This window comes from Kitasatospora sp. NPDC127060 (assembly GCF_042724935.1).
Lineage (GTDB): Bacteria > Actinomycetota > Actinomycetes > Streptomycetales > Streptomycetaceae > Kitasatospora.
In genome coordinates this window covers 1-17,779 of record NZ_JBHXEG010000061.1, presented here as the reverse complement: position 1 = coordinate 17,779, position 17,779 = coordinate 1, and the positions used below count along the sequence as shown (strand labels likewise).

Genomic DNA, 17,779 nt, shown 5'->3' with positions numbered 1-17,779 from the left:
ACCTTGGGCGAACGGGACCTCCGATCCGAGAGCAGCGAAAGTCTTCATCGCCGGGGAGCATAGTGCCTGCCCCGGCCGCCGCGCCACACCCTTTTGCCGGCCTGCCCGGCGGGCCGAGCGCTCCCTATGCATTTCCATTATTTGCCTAATCCCTCTAGGCAACCTCATACTCATATTAGGGAGTGGGGGGATCGCCATTCCACACCTCCGCACTCCCCGCCTCCGCGCTTCGCGCCTCCGTCCCACCGAACGAAGAAGCACCATGATCACCACGCCCGTCACCGAGTCCCTCCTGCACGGCCATCTGGACGTCGAGCACACCGGCCGCGGCCTGCTCCCGCACCGGCTGCCCGCCCGCGCCCGCCGCCAGATCCCCGACGAACAGCTGGCGATGGCCCAGTCGCAGCCCTCCGGCGTCCGCCTGGCCTTCCGCACCCGCGCCACCACGCTGGCCCTCCACGCCGTCCCCACCAAGCGCGCCTACCCGGGCGTGCCCAGCCTGCCCGACGGCGTCTACGACCTCCTCGTCGATGGCCGACCGCACGCCCAGGCCACCGTCCCCGGCGGCAACCTGCGCACCGTCGACCTCACCACCGGCCGCACCACCCTCACCGAAGGCCCGCCCGGCACCGCCCACTTCACCGGCCTGCCCGCCCGCGACAAGACCGTCGAGATCTGGCTCCCGCACACCGAGACCACCGAACTCATCGCCGTCGACTCCGACGCGCCCCTCACCCCCGTACCCGCCGCCACCCGCAACCGCTGGCTGCACCACGGCAGTTCGATCAGCCACGGCTCCAACGCCACCCACCCCACCGGCACCTGGCCCGCCCTCGCGGCCCTCGCCGCCGGCCTCGACCTCACCAACCTGGGCTTCGGCGGCGGCGCCCTGCTCGACCCCTTCACCGCCCGCGCCATCCGCGACACCCCCGCCGACCTGATCAGCCTCAAGCTCGGCATCAACCTCGTCAACGCCGACCTGATGCGCCTGCGCGCCTTCACCCCGGCCGTCCACGGCTTCCTCGACACCATCCGCGACGGCCACCCCACCACCCCGCTCCTGGTCGTCTCCCCCCTCCTCTGCCCCATCCAGGAACACACCCCCGGCCCCCTCGCCCCCGACTTCACCAGCGGCACCCTCCGCTTCCGCGCCACCGGCGACCCCGCCCCCGGCCGCCTCACCCTCACGGTGATCCGCGCCGAACTCGCCCGCATCGTCGAAGCCCGCACCGCCGACGGCGACCCCGACCTCCACTACCTGGACGGCCTCACCCTCTACGGCGAGACCGACCACGACACCCACCCCCTCCCCGACGCCCTCCACCCCTCCCCGGAGGCCCACCGCCTCATCGCCACCCGCTTCGCCCACCTCGCCCTCGGCCCGGACGGCCCCCTGACGCTCTGACGGCAGCGGCCGCAGGCTGCCCGTGCCGTCAACTGCGGCGCCGGAGGAGGCCGGGGATCCCGAACCCGTCGGCATGCCCGGACCAGCCGACCGCGTGCCGGCCCGGCATCCCGGCGAGCCACCGGGTTCCGGCCCCCGAACCCCTAGGGGTCGGGGAAGCCCGCCGTCGGTCCGGCGAACCCGGGGAGCGGGGACGCCGAGCCCAGTGGCCCGACGGGCCCGCGCGGTGCGCGCCGTAGCCGCGCTGCAGGTCGGGGTGCCCACGGGGCGGTCATCGGCGGTCAGCTGATCGGTCGTCGACCCTGAGCGGTGAACGGCCGGACATAGGAGTCAGGTCGCAGGTCGGCGCGTCGGCCTCAACCTCCGGTCGGATCGGGAGTCCATCCCGGCGTCGTACGAGCAACGGAGGTGGCGATACGGAGACTGGAGGCAATTCGAGACACCTGATGCACAGAGGACTGGCATGGTTCTGCGAGACGGACGAACGATCTCCGCGCTGACGGTCGGCGCGCTGACCAGCGTGATGGCGGCGCTCACCCCCGCGACGGCGTTCGCGGCGGGGGATCCGCTCCAGCGGTACGCGCAGCAGGAACTCCGCTGGGAGCGTTGCGACCCGGGCCGGCCGGCCGCGTTCGAGTGCGCGAAGGTCAAGGTGCCGCTGGACTACGGCGCCCCGGGGGGCCGCGCGATCGACCTCGCGGTGTCGCGGGTCGCGGCGAGCAACCCGAAGGAGCGGCACGGCGTACTGCTGATGAACCCCGGGGGTCCGGGTGGTCCGGGACTGACCATGCCCGTGGAGATGGAGCCGCTGCTCCCGGCGCAGGTGCGCGCACGGTTCGACCTGATCGGCTTCGACCCGCGCGGAGTCGGGCAGAGCTCGCCGATCGGCTGCGACCTGACGGGCGATGAGCAGACCTTCTTCCACCCCTACGGCGCGCGGACCTTCGCGAAGGACGTGGCCCGGGCCCGGTCGGTGGCCGACAAGTGCTGGGCCAAGGCGGGGGACCTGCTGCCGCACATCACCACCCGCAACACGGCACGGGACATGGACGTCGTGCGGGCGGCACTCGGGGAGCGGAGGATCTCCTACTTCGGGCACTCGTACGGCACCTATCTGGGCGCCGTCTACACGCAGATGTTCCCCCAGCGCTCGGACCGGTTCGTGCTCGACAGTGCGCTCGACCCCGCGCTCGCGTGGCGAGGAACGTTCCGGGGGTGGGCGGCGGGGGCCGAACTCGCCTTCACCCGGTGGACCGAGTGGGCCGCCGCGCGCGACGCCACGTACGGGCTGGGCCGGACTCCGGCGCAGGTCCGCAGGACGTACTGGGAGCTCATCGCCCGCGCCGACCGCACGCCCGTCCCGGTGGAGGGCGGGGCGCTCGACGGCGGTGCGATCCGGTCCGAGTACGCCGCGTTCGTCCACGTCGAGACGGTGACCCCGTGGATCGTCGCGCTGAACGCGGCAGCCGCGGGAGGAGCGCCCGCCCCGGCCACGGCGGCCGCTGCGACATCGGCACCGTCAGCGCCCGGAACGGCCGGATCCGCGGTGTCCGACGCCGGCACGGGGGCCGGAGCGTTCACCGCGGACGTCCCGGCGGACAACCCGGTGGCCGTCGTGTGGGCCGTCTCCTGCGGCGACGCCCGCAACTGGCCGCGCGATCCCGAGCAGTACCGCCGGGACGCGATCCGGGACCGGGCCAAGTACCCGCTGGCCGGCGACCTGGGAGCCAACGTCCAGCCGTGCGCGTTCTGGAAGTCGTCGGCCGGCGAACCGGCCACCGTGGTGAACAACGGCGTCGACGCGCTGATCGTGCAGAACCAGTGGGACCCGCGGACGCCACTGGCCATGGCGCAGGGCATGCGTCGGGCACTGCACGGTTCGCGGATGGTCACGGTGGCCGACGGCGAGGGCCACGGCGTGGTGGTGAACGGCCCGTCCTGCGCGGACGCGGTCGTCACGCAGTACCTGACCACGGGCCGGCTGCCCGCCGGGGACCTGACCTGCGGCGGCCGGTAACGCGCTTCTCGGTCTGCTTGATCCCGGCTGCGCCGCTGCGCCGTCGTGCGGTCGTTGTCAGCAGCGGAACGGCGCCGCACCCTCGGGGGTGCGGCGCCGCGTTCGTCCTTCCGGGCCTTCGAAGTTCATCCTGCGGTGCAGGCGCTCCGGTTCCTCGGTCTCAGGAACTCAGGAGGCGCGGCCCGTCACGTTCTCCGCGGTGGCGTTCAGGTCGCACCAGACGGTCGAGGTTCCACCGCTTTCGACGCGGTTGCCGTAGTGGTGGTACCGGCCGTAACCCGGCTTGTAGCACGTCACATCCGCAACGAAGGGCCCGCCGGTGCACCTGATCGACGCGCCCGCATGACCGCCGCTTCCGGTGAAGAACTGCTTGTTGCTGCAGCTCAACGCCGTCGTGGTGGCGGAGGCCGACGTCGAGGAGATGCCGACGAATCCCGCACCGGCCAGGGCCGTGGCCAGGGCGAACGCCGCGACTCGCTTCCGAGTGCGCATGATGATCATCCTCCTTCGCGTCCAAATGGATCGGATGGAATAACCCTAGGATTGCGAATGGTGGAGGCGGTAGCAGGCTGCGATGAAATGGCCAGAAGGAGGCAATTCCGATGCAAACACTCTTCCATGTTCGACCCTTGAACAGGAAAAGTGATGTCAAATCCTCATGGTGGTCGAACGATTGAAGTGGCGAGATCTGTTCGGTGCCGGCCGACATGTCGGCCGGACGTAGCAGTGGCGACGCCGACACCAAGCCCGAGCCCGCGACAGCCGCTACCGGCGGCAAGCAGCTCCGCAACCATGACGATCAAGCCCTGCGACCGGAGGCGACTACGCCGGAAAGTCCTGGCCCATCGCCCGCAGGACGTCGGCGAGCCACACCAAGTGGTATCCCAGAGCACGGTCCTGGTCGGCAAGCAGATCCCTCAGATGCTGCCAGGATTCCGAGAGCTGCCCGATCGTCGGGGCTCCAGGCTCCCTGGCGACGTCGTACAGCTCGTCCGAGGGGATGGACCAGAAGTAGTCCTTGTCCAGGGCGACGGTATCGCCCGCCGCGGCGGCTTCCACATGGCTCAGGAGCACGTCGAACGACCTGCGCAGTTCAGCGAGGGACACGTACAAGGGCTCACCGGTCATGAGCACCATCATGAAGGACCGACAAGGTCACGATCCACGGCTGGAGTACTGGAGTACTGGAGTACTGGAGTACTGGAGAGCGGAGCGTCGAGCGGATGCCTGTCTTCAGCCTTGACCGTCATTGCCCGGCCCGGTGCCGATAGGACCCCGGTCGGGGCCGGCTGGGCGGTGGCTCCGGGGTGTCAGGCCAGGAAGCCGCGCAGCAGGGAGGCCGTGGCGGCGAGGTGTTCCTCGGTGGCGCGGCGGGCGGCGTCGCCGTCGCCGTCGAGGATCGCCCGGACCATGGCGCGGTGCTGTTCGGCGGCGTGCTCGATGTTGCGGTCCAGCATGGGGATCGCGTTCAGCAGGTCGTTGAGGCGCATCCTGGCCTCGGCGATGGCCGCGGCGAGTGCGGGGGAGCCGGTGAGTTCGCCGATGGCGAGGTGGAAGCGCGAGTCCAGTTGGCGGTACTGCTCCGCCGGGGCCCCGTCCAGTTCGGTCAGCCGGTCCTGCAGGTGGGCGCGCTGCTCGGGGGAGAGGGGGCGCCGGGCGGCGGCCTCGGCGGCGCCGACCTCCAGGACCTGCCGGTAGGTCAGCGCGTCCTCCAGCGCGCCGCCGAGGTCGCGGGCGGCGCGGCGCAGGTCGGCGACGTCCGGTTCGGGCATCCGGTAGGTGACGAAGGTGCCGCCGTAGCGGCCGCGGCGGGGCTCGACGCAGTCGGCCTGCTGGAGCGTTCGGAGCGCCTCGCGCAGGGTCTCGCGGCTGACGCCGAGCCGGGCGGCGAGGTCGCGTTCGGCGGGCAGCCGGTCGCCGGGGCCGAAGACGCCGAGCTTGATCGCCTGGAGCAGCCGTTCGACGGTCTCCTCGAAGGCGTTGCCGGTCCGGATCGGGCGGAAGATCGCCCCGGCCTCCCAGTCGAGCCGCGCCTGCTCACGTGCTACGTCCACGTCCACGTCCACGCCGGAATCGTACCTGTGAACGGATATCCCGCACTCGTTCCCGTCCCGCCCTTGACGTGGCCACCGTCCAGCCGGAACGATGCTGCTCACCCACCCAATGGTCTGACTTTAGACCATTGAAGAGCTGTCCGAAGAGCTGTTCCGAAGAGCCGTTCGACCGTCGAACCCGCCGGGGCGGGTGCGCCACGCCGTCGTGGCCGCGCGCACCCCGGCACACCCTCAACCCCCAGGGGTGCCCATGACCGACGCACGCTCACCCGACCACCCTGGCTCCGTCGTGTTTCCGGTGGACTCCTCCCCGGTTTCCGCCGACGAACAACGCCTCCGCGAGCTGGGCTACACCCAGGAGCTGGCCCGCTCGATGTCGGGCTTCTCCAACTTCGCCGTCTCGTTCTCCATCGTCTCGATCCTGTCCGGCTGCCTGACCCTCTACGGGACGGGGATGAAGACCGGCGGCCCGGCCCTGATCATCTGGGGCTGGCCGGTGGTGGGCCTGCTGACGCTCTGCGTCGGCCTCGCGATGGCCGAGATCTGCTCCAGCTACCCGACGGCCGGCGGGCTCTACTACTGGTCCGCCAAGCTCACCCGCAGCCGTAGCCACGGCCCGGCCTGGAGCTGGTTCACCGGCTGGTTCAACTTCCTCGGCCAGGTCGCGGTGACCGCCAGTGTCGACTACGGCGCCGCCTTCTTCACCAACGCGTCCCTGGAGCTGCGCTTCGGCGTCGCGGCCACCCCCGCGCACACCATGGAGATCTTCGCGGTCATCCTGCTGGTGCACGGCCTGCTCAACACCTTCGGGGTGCGCCTGGTCGCCGTCCTCAACAGCGTGTCCGTGTGGTGGCACCTGATCGGCGTCGCGATCATCGTCGGCGCGCTCGCGCTGCTCCCCGAGCGGCACGCCTCCGCCTCCTTCGTCCTCACCGAGTTCGTCAACCGGACCGGCTTCCACAGCCAGTTCTACGTCGCGATGCTCGGCCTGCTGATGGCCCAGTACACCCTCACCGGCTACGACGCCTCCGCGCACATGACCGAGGAGACCCAGGACGCCGCCCGCTCCGGTCCGCGCGGCATCGTCAACGCCATCACCGTCTCCCTGGTGGCGGGCTGGATCCTGCTGCTCGGCATCACCTTCGCGATCCGCGACTACGACGGCGCGCTCAACAGCGACACCCAGGTACCGCCCGCGCAGATCTTCATCGACGCGATCGGCTCCGGCGGCGCCCAGTTCCTGCTGCTCATCGTCATCGGCGCCCAGTTCTTCTGCGGAATGGCCTCCGTCACCGCCAACTCCCGCATGATCTACGCCTTCTCCCGCGACGGCGCGCTGCCCGGCTCCCGCCTCTGGCACCGCATCTCCCCGCGCACCCGGACGCCGACCAACGCGGTCTGGCTGGCCACCGGTGGCGCGCTGCTGCTCGGACTGCCCGCGCTCTGGAACAACACCGCCTACACGGCCGTGACCTCGATCTCCGTCATCGGCCTCTACATCTCCTACGTCATCCCGGTGTACCTGCGGCTGCGCCAGGGCGAGGACTTCCCGCGCGGCCCCTGGCACCTGGGCCGCTGGAGCCGGCCGATCGGCGTGGTCGCCGTCGGTTGGACGGCGGTGATCACCGTCCTGTTCATGCTGCCCACCGCCAGCCCGATCACCGCCGAGAGCTTCAACTACACCCCGGTCGCGGTGGCCGTGGTCGTCGGCTTCGCCGGCGTGTGGTGGCTGGCCTCCGCCCGGCACTGGTTCACGGGGCCGCACCTCGGCGGCGAGTCCCAGCTCGGGGCCCGGCCCCACTTCGGCACCGAGCTGTCCGCGCCGTCCGTACCGCCGGTGCCGCCCGTACTGTCCGCGCCGCCCGTACCGCCCGTACCGTCCGCGTCCGACACCGAACCGGAGACCCGATGACCACCCCCCGGCTCACCCTCGACGAACTGCGCAGCCGCGTCGCCGACGGGTCCGTCGACACCGTCGTGCTCGCCATGACCGACATGCAGGGGCGCCTCCAGGGCAAACGCGTCGCCGCCGAGTACTTCCTCGACGACGTCGTGCCCGGCGCCGCCGAGGGCTGCGGCTACCTGCTGGCCGTCGACGTCGACATGAACACCGTCGACGGGTACGAGGTCTCCTCCTGGGAGAACGGCTACGGCGACCTGACGCTGCGCCCCGACCTCGCCACCCTGCGGTCCATCCCCTGGCACCCCGCCACCGTCATGGTCCAGTGCGACGTCGTCCACCACGACGGCACCCCGGTCGCCGTCTCCCCGCGCCAGGTCCTCCAGCGCCAGCTCGACCGTCTGGCCGGCTACGGATGGCAGGCCCAGGCCGCCACCGAGCTGGAGTTCATCGTCTTCCGGGACAGCTACGAACAGGCCTGGGACAAGGACTACGCCCGGCTCACCCCGGCCAACCAGTACAACGTCGACTACTCCATCCTCGGTACCGGGCGCATCGAGCCGCTGCTGCGCCGCCTGCGCAACGGCATGGCCGGCGCCGGCCTGACCGTGGAGTCCGCCAAGGGCGAGTGCAACCTCGGCCAGCACGAGATCGCCTTCAAGTACGCCGACGCCCTCACCACCTGCGACAACCACGCCGTCTACAAGACCGGTGCCAAGGAGATCGCCGTCCAGGAGGGCTGCAGCCTCACGTTCATGGCGAAGTACGACGAACGCGAGGGCAACTCCTGCCACATCCACCTGAGCCTGCGCGACGAGCAGGGCGCCCCGGTCTTCGCCGGCGACCGCCCGCACGGCTTCTCCCGCACCATGGAGCACTTCCTCGCCGGCCAGCTCGCCTGCCTCGCCGACTTCGCCCTGCTGTTCGCCCCCACCGTCAACTCCTACAAGCGCTACGTCCCCGGCAGCTTCGCGCCCACCGCCATCGCCTGGGGCCGCGACAACCGCACCTGCGCCCTGCGCGTGGTCGGCCACGGCCCGTCGCTGCGCTTCGAGAACCGCGTCCCCGGCGGCGACGTCAACCCCTACCTCGCGGTCGCCGCCCTGATCGCCGCCGGACTGCACGGCGTCGAGCAACAGCTCGAACTCCAGCCGGAGTTCACCGGCAACGCCTACGCCTCCGACGCGCCCCGGGTGCCCGCCACCCTGCGCGACGCGGTCGACGCCTTCGAACGCAGCACCGTCGCCACCGAGGCCTTCGGCAAGGACGTCGTCCGGCACTACACCCACGCCGGGCGCACCGAACTCGCCTCCTACCAAAGGGCGGTGACCGACTGGGAGCGGCGCCGCGGATTCGAGCGGCTGTGACCCGCGAGGATCGCCGACCGCTGATCGGCATCAGCAGCTACCAGGACGACGCCGCCTGGTCCGTCTGGAACCAGCGCGCCTCCCTCGTGCCCCAGACGTACGTCGACGCCGTCGTCCGCGCGGGCGGCACCCCGGTGCTGCTGCCGCCCCAGCCCGGCGCGGCCGGCCACCTGCTCGACGCCCTGGACGGACTCGTCCTCGCCGGCGGACCGGACGTCGACCCGGCCCGCTACGCGGCGGCCCCCCACCCGCGCACCGGCCCGCCCCACCACGCCCGCGACGACTGGGAGAGCCGGCTGCTCGGCGCCGCCCTCGCCCGGGACCTCCCGCTGCTCGGCGTCTGCCGCGGCATGCAGCTGCTCAACGTCGAACTCGGTGGGACCCTCCTCCAGCACCTGCCCGACGACAGCCACCAGACCGCCCCCGCCCGCTACGTCCGACACCGGGTCGCCCTGGCGGACGGCAGTCGGCTCGCCGCCGTCCTGGGGCCCGCCACCGAGGTCTCCTGCTACCACCACCAGGCCGTCGACCGGATCGGCACCGGCCTGCGAGCCACCGCGCACAGCGCCGACGGCACGGTCGAGGCGCTCGAACTGGCCGGCCACCGCTTCGCCCTGGGCGTCCAGTGGCACCCGGAGACCGACCCGGACGACCTGCGCCTGTTCCACACGCTCGTCACCGCCGCGCTCGTCACCGCCGGCCAGTCCGTCACCGCCCGCTAGTTCCTCACGATCAGCGAGTCCGCCGGCCAGTCCGCCGGCCAGTCCGCCGGCCAGTCCGCAAGCCAGTCCGCCAGCCAGAGGGAGACCGCCCGATGACCGAACCGGACCTCTTCGAGGTCGTCAACCCCGCCACCGAGGAGGTGATCACCACCGTCGAACTGGCCGGCCTCGCCGAGACCGACTCCGCCGTCGCCCGGGCCCGCGCCGCCTTCGACACCTGGCGCCGGGTGGCCCCCGCCGATCGTGCCCGGCTGCTGCGCGCCTTCGCCGCCGCCGTCGACGCCGACCGCGAGCACCTCGCCGCCCTGGAGGTCGCCAACGCCGGGCACACCATCGGCAACGCCCGCTGGGAGGCGGGCAACGCGCGGGACGTCATCGAGTACTACGCCGCCGCCCCCGAGCGCCTGTTCGGCCGACAGATCCCCGTCGCCGGCGGCATCGACGTCACCTTCCAGGAACCGATCGGCGTCGTCGGGGTCATCGTGCCCTGGAACTTCCCCATGCCGATCGCCGCCTGGGCCCTCGCCCCGGCGCTCGCCGCCGGCAACACCGTCATCCTCAAACCGGCCGAGCTCACCCCGCTCACCGCGCTGCGCCTGGCCGAACTCGCGCTGGCGGCCGGGATCCCCGAGGGCGTGCTCCAGGTCCTGCCCGGCCGCGGGCCGGTCGTCGGACAGCGCTTCGTCACCCACCCCGACGTGCGCAAGGTGGTCTTCACCGGCTCGACCCGGGTCGGCAAGGAGATCATGGCGGGCTGCGCCGCCCAGGTGAAGCCCGTCACCCTCGAACTCGGCGGCAAGAGCGCCAACATCGTCTTCGCCGACGCCGACCTCGCCAAGGCCGCCGCTACCGCGCCCTACGCCGTCTTCGACAACGCCGGCCAGGACTGCTGCGCCCGCTCCCGGATCCTCGTCGAGGCCTCCGTGTTCGACGACTTCATGGCGCTCCTGGAGCCGGCCGTGCGCGGCGTGCGGGTCGGCGACCCGGCCGACGAGAAGACCGAGATGGGCCCGCTGATCTCGGCCGCCCACCGCGCGCGGGTCTCCTCGTACGTCCCGGACGCGTCGGCCGTGGCCTTCCGCGGCAGCGCCCCGGACGGGCCCGGCTTCTGGTACCCGCCGACCGTCCTCGCCCCCGTGCGCCACGACGACCGCGCCTACACCGAGGAGATCTTCGGCCCGGTCGTCGCCGTCGTCCCGTTCCGCGACGAAGAGGACGCCGTGCGCATCGCCAACGCCACCGAGTACGGCCTGTCCGGCTCCCTCTGGACCAGGGACCTCGGCCGCGCCCTGCGGGTCTCGCGCGGCGTCGAGGCCGGCAACCTCTCCGTCAACTCGCACTCCTCGGTGCGCTACACCACGCCGTTCGGCGGCTTCAAGCAGTCCGGCCTCGGCCGCGAGCTCGGCCCGGACGCCCTCGACGCCTTCACCCAGACCAAGAACGTCTTCATCTCCACGGAGGAATGATCAGCATGACCCAGCGACTCGACGGCCGCGTGGCCGTCATCACCGGCGCCGGCAGCGGCATCGGCCTGGCGACCGCCCGCCGCTTCGCCTCCGAGGGCGCGAAGGTGGTCTGCGTCGACCTCGACCCGGAGACCGGCGCCAAGGCCGCGAACGAGGTCGGCGGCCTGTTCATCCAGGCCGACGTCACCGACGAGGCCGCGGTGCGCGACCTCTTCCAGCGCGCCGTCGACGAGTACGGCCGCCTCGACATCACCTTCAACAACGCGGGCATCTCCCCGCCGGACGACGACTCCATCCTCACCACCGGCCTGGACGCCTGGAAGCGCGTCCAGGAGGTCAACCTCACCAGCGTCTACCTGTGCTGCAAGTACGCGATCCCGCACATGCAGCGCCAGGGCAAGGGCTCGATCATCAACACCGCGTCGTTCGTCGCCGTGATGGGCGCGGCCACCTCGCAGATCTCCTACAGCGCCTCCAAGGGCGGCGTGCTGGCGATGTCCCGCGAACTGGGCGTGCAGTTCGCCCGCGAGGGCATCCGCGTCAACGCCCTCTGCCCCGGCCCGGTGAACACCCCGCTGCTCCGGGAGCTCTTCGCCAAGGACCCGGAGCGGGCCGCCCGCCGCCTGGTCCACATCCCGCTGGGCCGCTTCGCCGAGCCCGAGGAGATCGCCGCCGCGGTGGCCTTCCTCGCCTCCGACGACTCCTCCTTCATGACCGCCAACACCTTCCTCGTCGACGGCGGCATCTCCGGCGCCTACGTGACCCCGCAGTAGCACCCGTCGTCGCGGCCTCCGGGGGGTTCCGGGGGGCTCCGGGGTTCCCGGGGGTTCCCGGGAGAGAAGGAGCGAGGGCCGTGCTGGTGTGCACGGCCCTCGCTCCGGGTGTGGGGCGCCCCGTTCCCGCCCTCGTCGCCCGGATCTGCACATGGTGATGAACTGTGCGGTGTGCACCGTCACTTGTACGCGGTGCTGAGCTGCAGTGTCGGTGAGGAATCGAACCCCTGCGCTGCTCTTCGCGCACCAAGGACCGGATGAACCGCCGGCCCGCGGTGTGTGCACGCCTCCGTGGCGACTACCTGCTTCCCACACCCAGCCCGTGGGGTCAGTCCTCGATCAGGTCGATCTCCCAGTTGGTGCGCTGGATCAGGGTGTCCACCTCGCGGATCTCCTTGGCCAGGGCGTCCGCCTGGGCGTGGAGCTCGGCGACCGGCAGGGCGGAGAGGATCCTGAGTTCGGACCGCAGCTGCCGTACGGCTCCGCGCTGGTCGCGTCCGGAGGCGGCGTCGGCCGCCGCGGTGGTCACCGAGTGGCGCAGCCGCAGGACGTCGCGGCGGGCGAGGGCGTCGGTAAGGGTGCCGCCACCCTCGATGACGGCGGTCGAGTTGGTCCGGTTGATCTGACGGATCAGCCGCTCCAGCTCGTCCAGCACCTCTCCGGCCTGGGCCAGGACCTCCGCCGCGTTCTCGGCCGGCTCCTCGCCCTCCTGGTAGCGGGCGTTGCCGACGACGCGCGCCCGCAACTGCTCCACCCGCCGCGTCGCAGCCGCGCGCTGGGCGAGCGCTTCAGCCAGTTTCACCGCGTCATCACCTCTATGTCCTACTGATCGTCCGGCAAGTATGCACGTCGGTGCCGGATCAGCACGGTGGGGGGTGGGTCCGGCCGATCGACGAACACCTGCACCCCGCCCCCGCTCGCCGGGTACGGCCACATGGGCGCGCAGCTCGTCCAGCAGCGCGTCCGCCGACCACGACGCCGCGTTCAGGAACTGCTGGATCCGCGAGGGGGTGAGCTGGCCCGCTCGTGCGGACATCGTCCATGCGTTCTTCTTTCGCAGGTCCGACAGCAGCCCCTCGATCAGGTCGGCCGGAGCGCGCGGCGCTACGGGGACGGTCGGGAGGTCACGTCGTGGCGATCGCGTCCACCCGCTGCGCGGCCTCGTGGGCCGCCGCGTCGGCGACCTCCCGGGCGATGGTGTGGAACAGTTCCTCCGCCCGGATCGCGGGCCAGTCGGCCGGGAGGTGCTCGGCCGGCAACAGTGGATCCCGGCGTACGAGTTCGAGCCAGTCGGCGTGGACGAGCAGCTGTCGGCGCAAGGGGTCGTCGGATTCGGTCGTGCGGCCGCTCCACCGGTGCAGGAACGCGCGGTAGCCGTCGGCGATGGCCTCGGTGTCGAAGGCGGACTCCACCACCTGCGAGACCTCGGTCGGCGCCAGCACCGTGCCCCGGAACACCCGCAGGTGGGCGTCGAGGCCGAGGTCGCCGAGCAGTTCGGCGACGTCCACCACGCCCGGTGCCACCCACAGCCCGTTCTGGAGCGGCCCGAACCCGGCCCAGGTCAGCCGGGAGCGGAGGTCGTGGCGCTGGCGGCGCCACGCCTCCGGCAGGGAGAAGCCGACCAGGGTCCACTGCCCGCGCCAGTCCCGGTTGACCGCGCCCGTGCTCCAGACCCGGTCGTGACCGTCCTTCAGGACGGCCACGGCGCGTGGTGTGAGCCCGAAGTACATCTTCCGCCCCTGCCGGTGCCGGGTGAGCAGGCCGCGGTTGACCATCCGCGTCAGCGTGGAGCGGACGGCCTCCTCGGTGACGCCGACCCGTCCGAAGATCTCGATGACGCAGCCCGAGGACAGGGCGACGTCTCGCCCCAGGACGTGGATGCCGAAGAAGGTGAGCATTAGCGACTGGGGGCGCGGAGCGGGGTCAAGGTCGATCACGGGCACAGCCTAGGACCAGTGCCCGTGCTGTGCGGACCACCCCGATATTAGGCAATTACTTGACGGCCGACATTCACGTGCCTAAGTTTAGCCGCAGTGTCACGCCCCGAAGGAGAAGTCCCCATGGATCTGAACGGCAAGGTCGCCGTGGTCACCGGCAGCGGTCGCGGCCTCGGGCTCGCCTACGCCAAGGCGCTTGCCGCCTCAGGCGCGGCGGTCGTGGTCAACGACGTGGACGCGGAGGCCGCCGCAGGCGCGGTGAAGGAGATCGAGGCCACCGGCGGGCGCGCGGTCGCCGAGGTCGGCGCGGTGGGCACCACGGAGACCGCCGAGGCGCTCACCGCGCGCGCGGTGGAGGCGTTCGGTCGGCTGGATGTGATGGTGACCAACGCCGGCGTCCTGCGCGACCGGGTGCTCTGGAAGATGAGCGACGAGGACTTCGACACGGTCGTCCAGGTCCACCTGCGCGGGACGTTCACCTGCGTCCGGGCCGCCGTGGCCCGGATGCGCGAGCAGGGCGAGGGCGGACGCGTCATCGTCGCCGGCTCCCCGGCGGGCCAGCGCGGCAACTTCGGCCAGACCAACTACGCCGCCGCGAAGGCCGGGATCGCGGCCATGGTGCGCACCTGGGCGATGGAGCTGGCGAAGGCGGGGATCACCGCCAACGCGGTGATCCCGGTCGCAGCCACCGCGATGACCAGGACCATCCCTGCCTTCGCCCCGTACGTCGAGGCGCTGGAGCAGCACGGCACTCCGCTGCCGGACAGCCTGCGCAAGGGCGAGGGCTTCGGCACCGCCGAGGATGTCGCCTCCCTCGTCGTCTACCTCGCCTCCGACGCCTCCGCCGGGATCACCGGGCAGTGCGTCGGCATCGGCGGCGACAAGCTCGCCCTGTGGTCGCACCCGCAGGAGGTCTCGGTCGCTTACGCGGACGGCGGATGGAGCGCCGACGCGATCGCCGCGGCCTGGCCGGTCTCGGTCGGACGGGTGCCCGAGACCTTCGGCATACCGGCTCCGCGGATCTGAGGCGGCCGCCCGATGACTTCTCAGGGACCTCGTCTGCTGCTCGACGAACTCGTCGCCATCGACGTCCACACCCACGCCGAGATCTCGGAGAACGGCCAGGGCTCGCTCTCCGAGGAACTCGACGCCGCGGCCGGCGCCTACTTCCACGCGGACCATCGCCGGCCGACCCTGCCGGAGATCGCCGCGCACTACCGTGAGCGCAGGATGGCCTGCGTGGTCTTCACCGTGGACGCCGAGGCCGCCACCGGCACCCCGGCCGTCCCCAACGAGGAGATCGCCGAGGCGGCCCGCCGCCACCCCGACGTGCTCATCCCCTTCGCCAGCATCGACCCGCACAAGGGCCGGGCGGGAGTCCGCCAAGTCCGCAGGCTGGTGGAGGAGTTCGGGGTCCGGGGCTTCAAGTTCCACCCGAACGTGCAAGCGTTCCACCCCAATGACCGGTTCGCCTACCCGCTGTACGAGGCGATCGAGGAGGCCGGTGCCATCGCGGTCTTCCACACCGGGCAGACCGGTATCGGCGCCGGCGCGCCGGGCGGCGGGGGGATCCGCCTGAAGTACTCGAACCCGATGCTGGTGGATGACGTCGCGGCGGACTTCCCGGGCATGCCGATCATCCTCGCCCACCCCTCCTTCCCCTGGCAGGACGAGGCGCTGGCGGTGGCGACCCACAAGCCGCAGGTCTACATCGACCTGTCCGGCTGGTCGCCGAAGTACTTCCCGCCGCAGCTGGTCAAGTACGCCAATAGCCTGCTCCAGGACAAGGTGCTGTTCGGCTCCGACTACCCGCTCATCTCCCCGGACCGCTGGCTGGCCGACTTCGCGCAGCTGCCGATCAAGGACGAGGTGCGGCCGAAGATCCTCAAGGAGAACGCCGCCCGCCTGCTCGGCCTCGACAAGCGGCAGTGACGCGGCCGGCGGCACCGAAACAGACAGGGGGAGTCCCGCGTTGCACAACGAAGGCATCGGTTCCTGGCCCGCGCGCCGGGCACGCAAGACGCCGCACCTCACCGCCCTGGTCCACGAGGGCCGGTCCACCAGCTACGCCGAGCTGCACCGCAGGTCGAGTCGGCTCGCCCACCTGCTGCACCGGCGGGGAGTGCGCCGCGGCGACCGGGTGGCGTTCCTCGGGCCCAACCATCCTGTTTTCCTGGAGACCCTCTTCGCCGCAGGGCAGTTGGGCGCCGTCATGGTTCCGCTCAACACCCGCCTGGCTCCGCCGGAGCTGAGCTACCAGCTCCGCGACTGCGGTAGCCGCATTCTCCTGACCGTACGTCAGGAGTTAGACCTACTGCGAGAGTTGGCACAGGAATCGAAGGTGTGGGAGGTCGAGGGGGAGGAGTTCGAGGCGCTGCTCGCAGGCGCTCCCGACGAGCCGCTCGACCTGCCGGTGACTCACGATGACCTGTGCATGATCATGTACACCTCGGGGACCACGGGCCGCCCCAAGGGCACCCTGCTGACGCATGGCAACCTCGTCTGGAACAGCCTCAACGTAGTGGTCGACGTCGACCTGTCCGGCCGCGAGGTCACCCTGGTCAGCGCACCCCTGTTCCACGCCGCCGCGCTCAACATGACCTGCCTGCCGACCCTGCTCAAGGGGGGCACGGTCGTCCTCGAAGCGGGGTTCGACGCCGAACGCACCCTCGCGCTGATCGCCGAGCACCGGGTCACCTGCCTGTTCGGCGTCCCGGCGATGTACGAGGCGATGGCCCAGGCGCCCGGCTGGGCCGAGGCCGACCTGAGCAGCGTGCGCAACCTGCTCTGCGGCGGCGCGCCCGTACCGGCGCGCACCATCCGTACCTACCTCGACCTCGGCCTGGCGTTCGTCCAGGGCTACGGCATGACCGAGGCGGCGCCCGGAGTGCTGCTGCTCGACCGCGCGGACGCCCTGGAGCACGCGGGCAGCGCGGGCACGCCGCACTTCTTCACCGATGTCCGCCTGCTCTCCTCCTCCGGTGCGGAGGCCGGGGTGGGCGAGCCCGGGGAGGTGGTGGTCAGCGGCCCCAACGTCACGCCCGGCTACTGGCAGCTGCCACGGGAGACCGCCGACGCGTACCACGACGGCCGGTGGTTCCGCTCCGGTGACATCGCCGTCCAGGACGAGGCCGGTCATATCCGGCTGGTGGACCGGCTCAAGGACATGATCATCTCCGGCGGGGAGAACATCTACCCGGCCGAGGTGGAGGACGCCCTGCTGGAACACCCCGCGATCGCCGAGTGCGCCGTGTTCGGCGTCCCCGACGAGAAGTGGGGCGAGGTCGGCCGCGCCGTCGTGGTCCTGCGGCCCGGTGCCACCGCGAGCGCCGAGGACCTGCTCGCCCATCTGGACGGCCGGCTGGCCCGCTACAAGATCCCCAAATCCGTGCGCTTCACCGACGCGCTGCCCCACGGTGGCGCGGGAAAGCTCCTCAAGGGGCCGATCCGCGCCGCCCACGGGCAGGGCTGACCCGCGCCGCCCACGGGCAGTGCTGACCCGCTCCTCGCGCGCCCCGGGCGCGCCCGTCAGGAAGGACCCCACGTGCCCCGCACCGTCCACGGCCTCACCGACCTGCTCGCCCTCGGCTCCGCCGACCTCGGCCACAGCCGGTGGCTGGAGATCGACCAGAGCCGGGTGAACACCTTCGCGGACGCCACCGACGACCACCAGTGGATCCACGTCGACCCCGAACGCGCCGCGAGTGGCCCGTTCGGCGCCCCGATCGCCCACGGCTATCTGACCCTCTCGCTGCTCATCCCGCTGTGGAGCGAACTGCTGCAGGTCGAGGGCGTCGGGATGGCCGTCAACTACGGCCTCAACAAGGTCCGTTTCCCCGCCCCCGTCCGGGTCGGCGCCAAGATCCGCGCCCATGGCGCGATCGCCTCGGTCACCGAGGTGAAGGGAGGGGCCGAGGTGACCGTCGACCTGACGATCGAGATCGACGGCGAGGCCAAGCCCGCAGTGGTGGCCCAGGCCGTCTACCGCTTCTACGCCTGAGCGCGGCCCGAACGGCGAGAGCGGCCACCCCGATCGGGGTGGCCGCTATAGCCGTTCCCGGGGCGGGGCGGGGGGGTTCAAGCCCCGCAGGCGCCGGCCGGGGGCGGGCCCCTATTGGGCAACGTATTGTCGGGCGCC

At 71.6% G+C, this 17,779-nt stretch carries 16 protein-coding genes; 11 read left to right on the top strand and 5 right to left on the bottom strand.

The features are described from left to right. Positions 1–262 precede the first annotated feature (262 nt). Both ACFWIS_RS28365 and ACFWIS_RS28360 read left to right on the top strand, forming a co-directional pair. Positions 263–1,405, top strand: coding sequence for a GDSL-type esterase/lipase family protein (locus ACFWIS_RS28365; RefSeq protein WP_380458287.1), 1,143 nt, complete (start codon positions 263–265; stop codon positions 1,403–1,405). A 463-nt stretch (positions 1,406–1,868) separates the two neighbouring features. Beyond that, positions 1,869–3,422, top strand: coding sequence for an alpha/beta hydrolase (locus ACFWIS_RS28360; protein WP_380458288.1), 1,554 nt, complete (start codon positions 1,869–1,871; stop codon positions 3,420–3,422). A gap of 168 nt (positions 3,423–3,590) precedes the next feature. Here ACFWIS_RS28360 and ACFWIS_RS28355 read toward each other — a convergent pair whose 3' ends face one another. The 3 genes from ACFWIS_RS28355 to ACFWIS_RS28345 all read right to left on the bottom strand — a co-directional run bounded on the left by ACFWIS_RS28355 (position 3,591) and on the right by ACFWIS_RS28345 (position 5,476). Next, the gene (locus ACFWIS_RS28355; RefSeq protein ID WP_380458290.1) at positions 3,591–3,923 is read right to left on the bottom strand and encodes a hypothetical protein; all 333 of its coding nucleotides are present in this window, start codon (positions 3,921–3,923) and stop codon (positions 3,591–3,593) included. Positions 3,924–4,244: 321 nt separating this feature from the next. Beyond that, positions 4,245–4,550 (bottom strand): hypothetical protein, encoded by a 306-nt coding sequence (locus tag ACFWIS_RS28350; RefSeq protein ID WP_380458292.1) that lies wholly within the window; start codon positions 4,548–4,550, stop codon positions 4,245–4,247. Positions 4,551–4,732: 182 nt separating this feature from the next. Then, entirely contained in the window at positions 4,733–5,476 is a 744-nt protein-coding gene (locus ACFWIS_RS28345; protein WP_380524029.1) for a FadR/GntR family transcriptional regulator, read from the bottom strand. Between the two features lie 373 nt (positions 5,477–5,849). Between ACFWIS_RS28345 and ACFWIS_RS28340 the strand changes: the two genes are divergently transcribed. The 5 genes from ACFWIS_RS28340 (at position 5,850) to ACFWIS_RS28320 (ending at position 11,704) form a co-directional block, all read left to right on the top strand. Further along, positions 5,850–7,388 carry an amino acid permease gene (locus ACFWIS_RS28340; protein WP_380458318.1) on the top strand — a complete coding sequence of 513 codons (1,539 nt, stop codon included), beginning with the start codon at positions 5,850–5,852 and terminating at the stop codon, positions 7,386–7,388. Continuing rightward, a complete protein-coding gene (locus ACFWIS_RS28335) occupies positions 7,385–8,743 on the top strand; it encodes a glutamine synthetase family protein (RefSeq protein WP_380458296.1) in 1,359 nt (452 codons plus the stop codon). Before ACFWIS_RS28340 ends, ACFWIS_RS28335 begins: the two co-directional genes overlap by 4 nt. After that, the gene (locus ACFWIS_RS28330) at positions 8,740–9,465 is read left to right on the top strand and encodes a gamma-glutamyl-gamma-aminobutyrate hydrolase family protein (RefSeq protein WP_380458298.1); all 726 of its coding nucleotides are present in this window, start codon (positions 8,740–8,742) and stop codon (positions 9,463–9,465) included. Before ACFWIS_RS28335 ends, ACFWIS_RS28330 begins: the two co-directional genes overlap by 4 nt. Before the next feature lie 92 nt (positions 9,466–9,557). After that, the gene (locus ACFWIS_RS28325; RefSeq protein WP_380458300.1) at positions 9,558–10,931 is read left to right on the top strand and encodes an aldehyde dehydrogenase family protein; all 1,374 of its coding nucleotides are present in this window, start codon (positions 9,558–9,560) and stop codon (positions 10,929–10,931) included. Between the two features lie 5 nt (positions 10,932–10,936). Further along, a complete protein-coding gene (locus tag ACFWIS_RS28320; protein WP_380458302.1) occupies positions 10,937–11,704 on the top strand; it encodes a 3-oxoacyl-ACP reductase in 768 nt (255 codons plus the stop codon). Positions 11,705–12,032: 328 nt separating this feature from the next. On the opposite strand, the gene ACFWIS_RS28315 is transcribed toward ACFWIS_RS28320, so the two are convergent. Together ACFWIS_RS28315 and ACFWIS_RS28310 are read right to left on the bottom strand one after the other, a co-directional pair. Further along, positions 12,033–12,506 carry a DIP1984 family protein gene (locus tag ACFWIS_RS28315; protein ID WP_380458304.1) on the bottom strand — a complete coding sequence of 158 codons (474 nt, stop codon included), beginning with the start codon at positions 12,504–12,506 and terminating at the stop codon, positions 12,033–12,035. A 322-nt stretch (positions 12,507–12,828) separates the two neighbouring features. Then, the gene (locus ACFWIS_RS28310) at positions 12,829–13,641 is read right to left on the bottom strand and encodes a PaaX family transcriptional regulator C-terminal domain-containing protein (RefSeq protein ID WP_380458306.1); all 813 of its coding nucleotides are present in this window, start codon (positions 13,639–13,641) and stop codon (positions 12,829–12,831) included. A 123-nt stretch (positions 13,642–13,764) separates the two neighbouring features. Here ACFWIS_RS28310 and ACFWIS_RS28305 point away from each other — a divergent pair, with 123 nt between their 5' ends. From ACFWIS_RS28305 to ACFWIS_RS28290, 4 genes are all read left to right on the top strand, one after another. Next, positions 13,765–14,667 (top strand): SDR family NAD(P)-dependent oxidoreductase, encoded by a 903-nt coding sequence (locus tag ACFWIS_RS28305; protein WP_380458308.1) that lies wholly within the window; start codon positions 13,765–13,767, stop codon positions 14,665–14,667. Between the two features lie 12 nt (positions 14,668–14,679). Then, positions 14,680–15,573 (top strand): amidohydrolase family protein, encoded by an 894-nt coding sequence (locus ACFWIS_RS28300; RefSeq protein ID WP_380458310.1) that lies wholly within the window; start codon positions 14,680–14,682, stop codon positions 15,571–15,573. 40 nt (positions 15,574–15,613) lie between these two features. Then, complete coding sequence (locus ACFWIS_RS28295; protein ID WP_380458312.1) at positions 15,614–17,113, top strand: long-chain fatty acid--CoA ligase; 1,500 nt, start codon at positions 15,614–15,616, stop codon at positions 17,111–17,113. 72 nt (positions 17,114–17,185) lie between these two features. Beyond that, positions 17,186–17,641, top strand: coding sequence for a MaoC family dehydratase (locus ACFWIS_RS28290; protein ID WP_380458314.1), 456 nt, complete (start codon positions 17,186–17,188; stop codon positions 17,639–17,641). The last annotated feature ends 138 nt before the right edge of the window (positions 17,642–17,779 follow it).

Bases quoted from the DNA above. Each gene is read 5' to 3' on its own strand.
- ACFWIS_RS28360 (WP_380458288.1), top strand. From the start codon at position 1,869: ATGGTTCTGCGAGACGGACGAACGATCTCCGCGCTGACGGTCGGCGCG.
- ACFWIS_RS28320 (WP_380458302.1), top strand. From the start codon at position 10,937: ATGACCCAGCGACTCGACGGCCGCGTGGCCGTCATCACCGGCGCCGGC.
- ACFWIS_RS28340 (WP_380458318.1), top strand. From the start codon at position 5,850: ATGTCGGGCTTCTCCAACTTCGCCGTCTCGTTCTCCATCGTCTCGATC.
- ACFWIS_RS28305 (WP_380458308.1), top strand. From the start codon at position 13,765: ATGGATCTGAACGGCAAGGTCGCCGTGGTCACCGGCAGCGGTCGCGGC.
- ACFWIS_RS28355 (WP_380458290.1), bottom strand. From the start codon at position 3,923: ATGATCATCATGCGCACTCGGAAGCGAGTCGCGGCGTTCGCCCTGGCC.
- ACFWIS_RS28365 (WP_380458287.1), top strand. From the start codon at position 263: ATGATCACCACGCCCGTCACCGAGTCCCTCCTGCACGGCCATCTGGAC.
- ACFWIS_RS28335 (WP_380458296.1), top strand. From the start codon at position 7,385: ATGACCACCCCCCGGCTCACCCTCGACGAACTGCGCAGCCGCGTCGCC.
- ACFWIS_RS28325 (WP_380458300.1), top strand. From the start codon at position 9,558: ATGACCGAACCGGACCTCTTCGAGGTCGTCAACCCCGCCACCGAGGAG.
- ACFWIS_RS28350 (WP_380458292.1), bottom strand. From the start codon at position 4,550: ATGACCGGTGAGCCCTTGTACGTGTCCCTCGCTGAACTGCGCAGGTCG.
- ACFWIS_RS28300 (WP_380458310.1), top strand. From the start codon at position 14,680: ATGACTTCTCAGGGACCTCGTCTGCTGCTCGACGAACTCGTCGCCATC.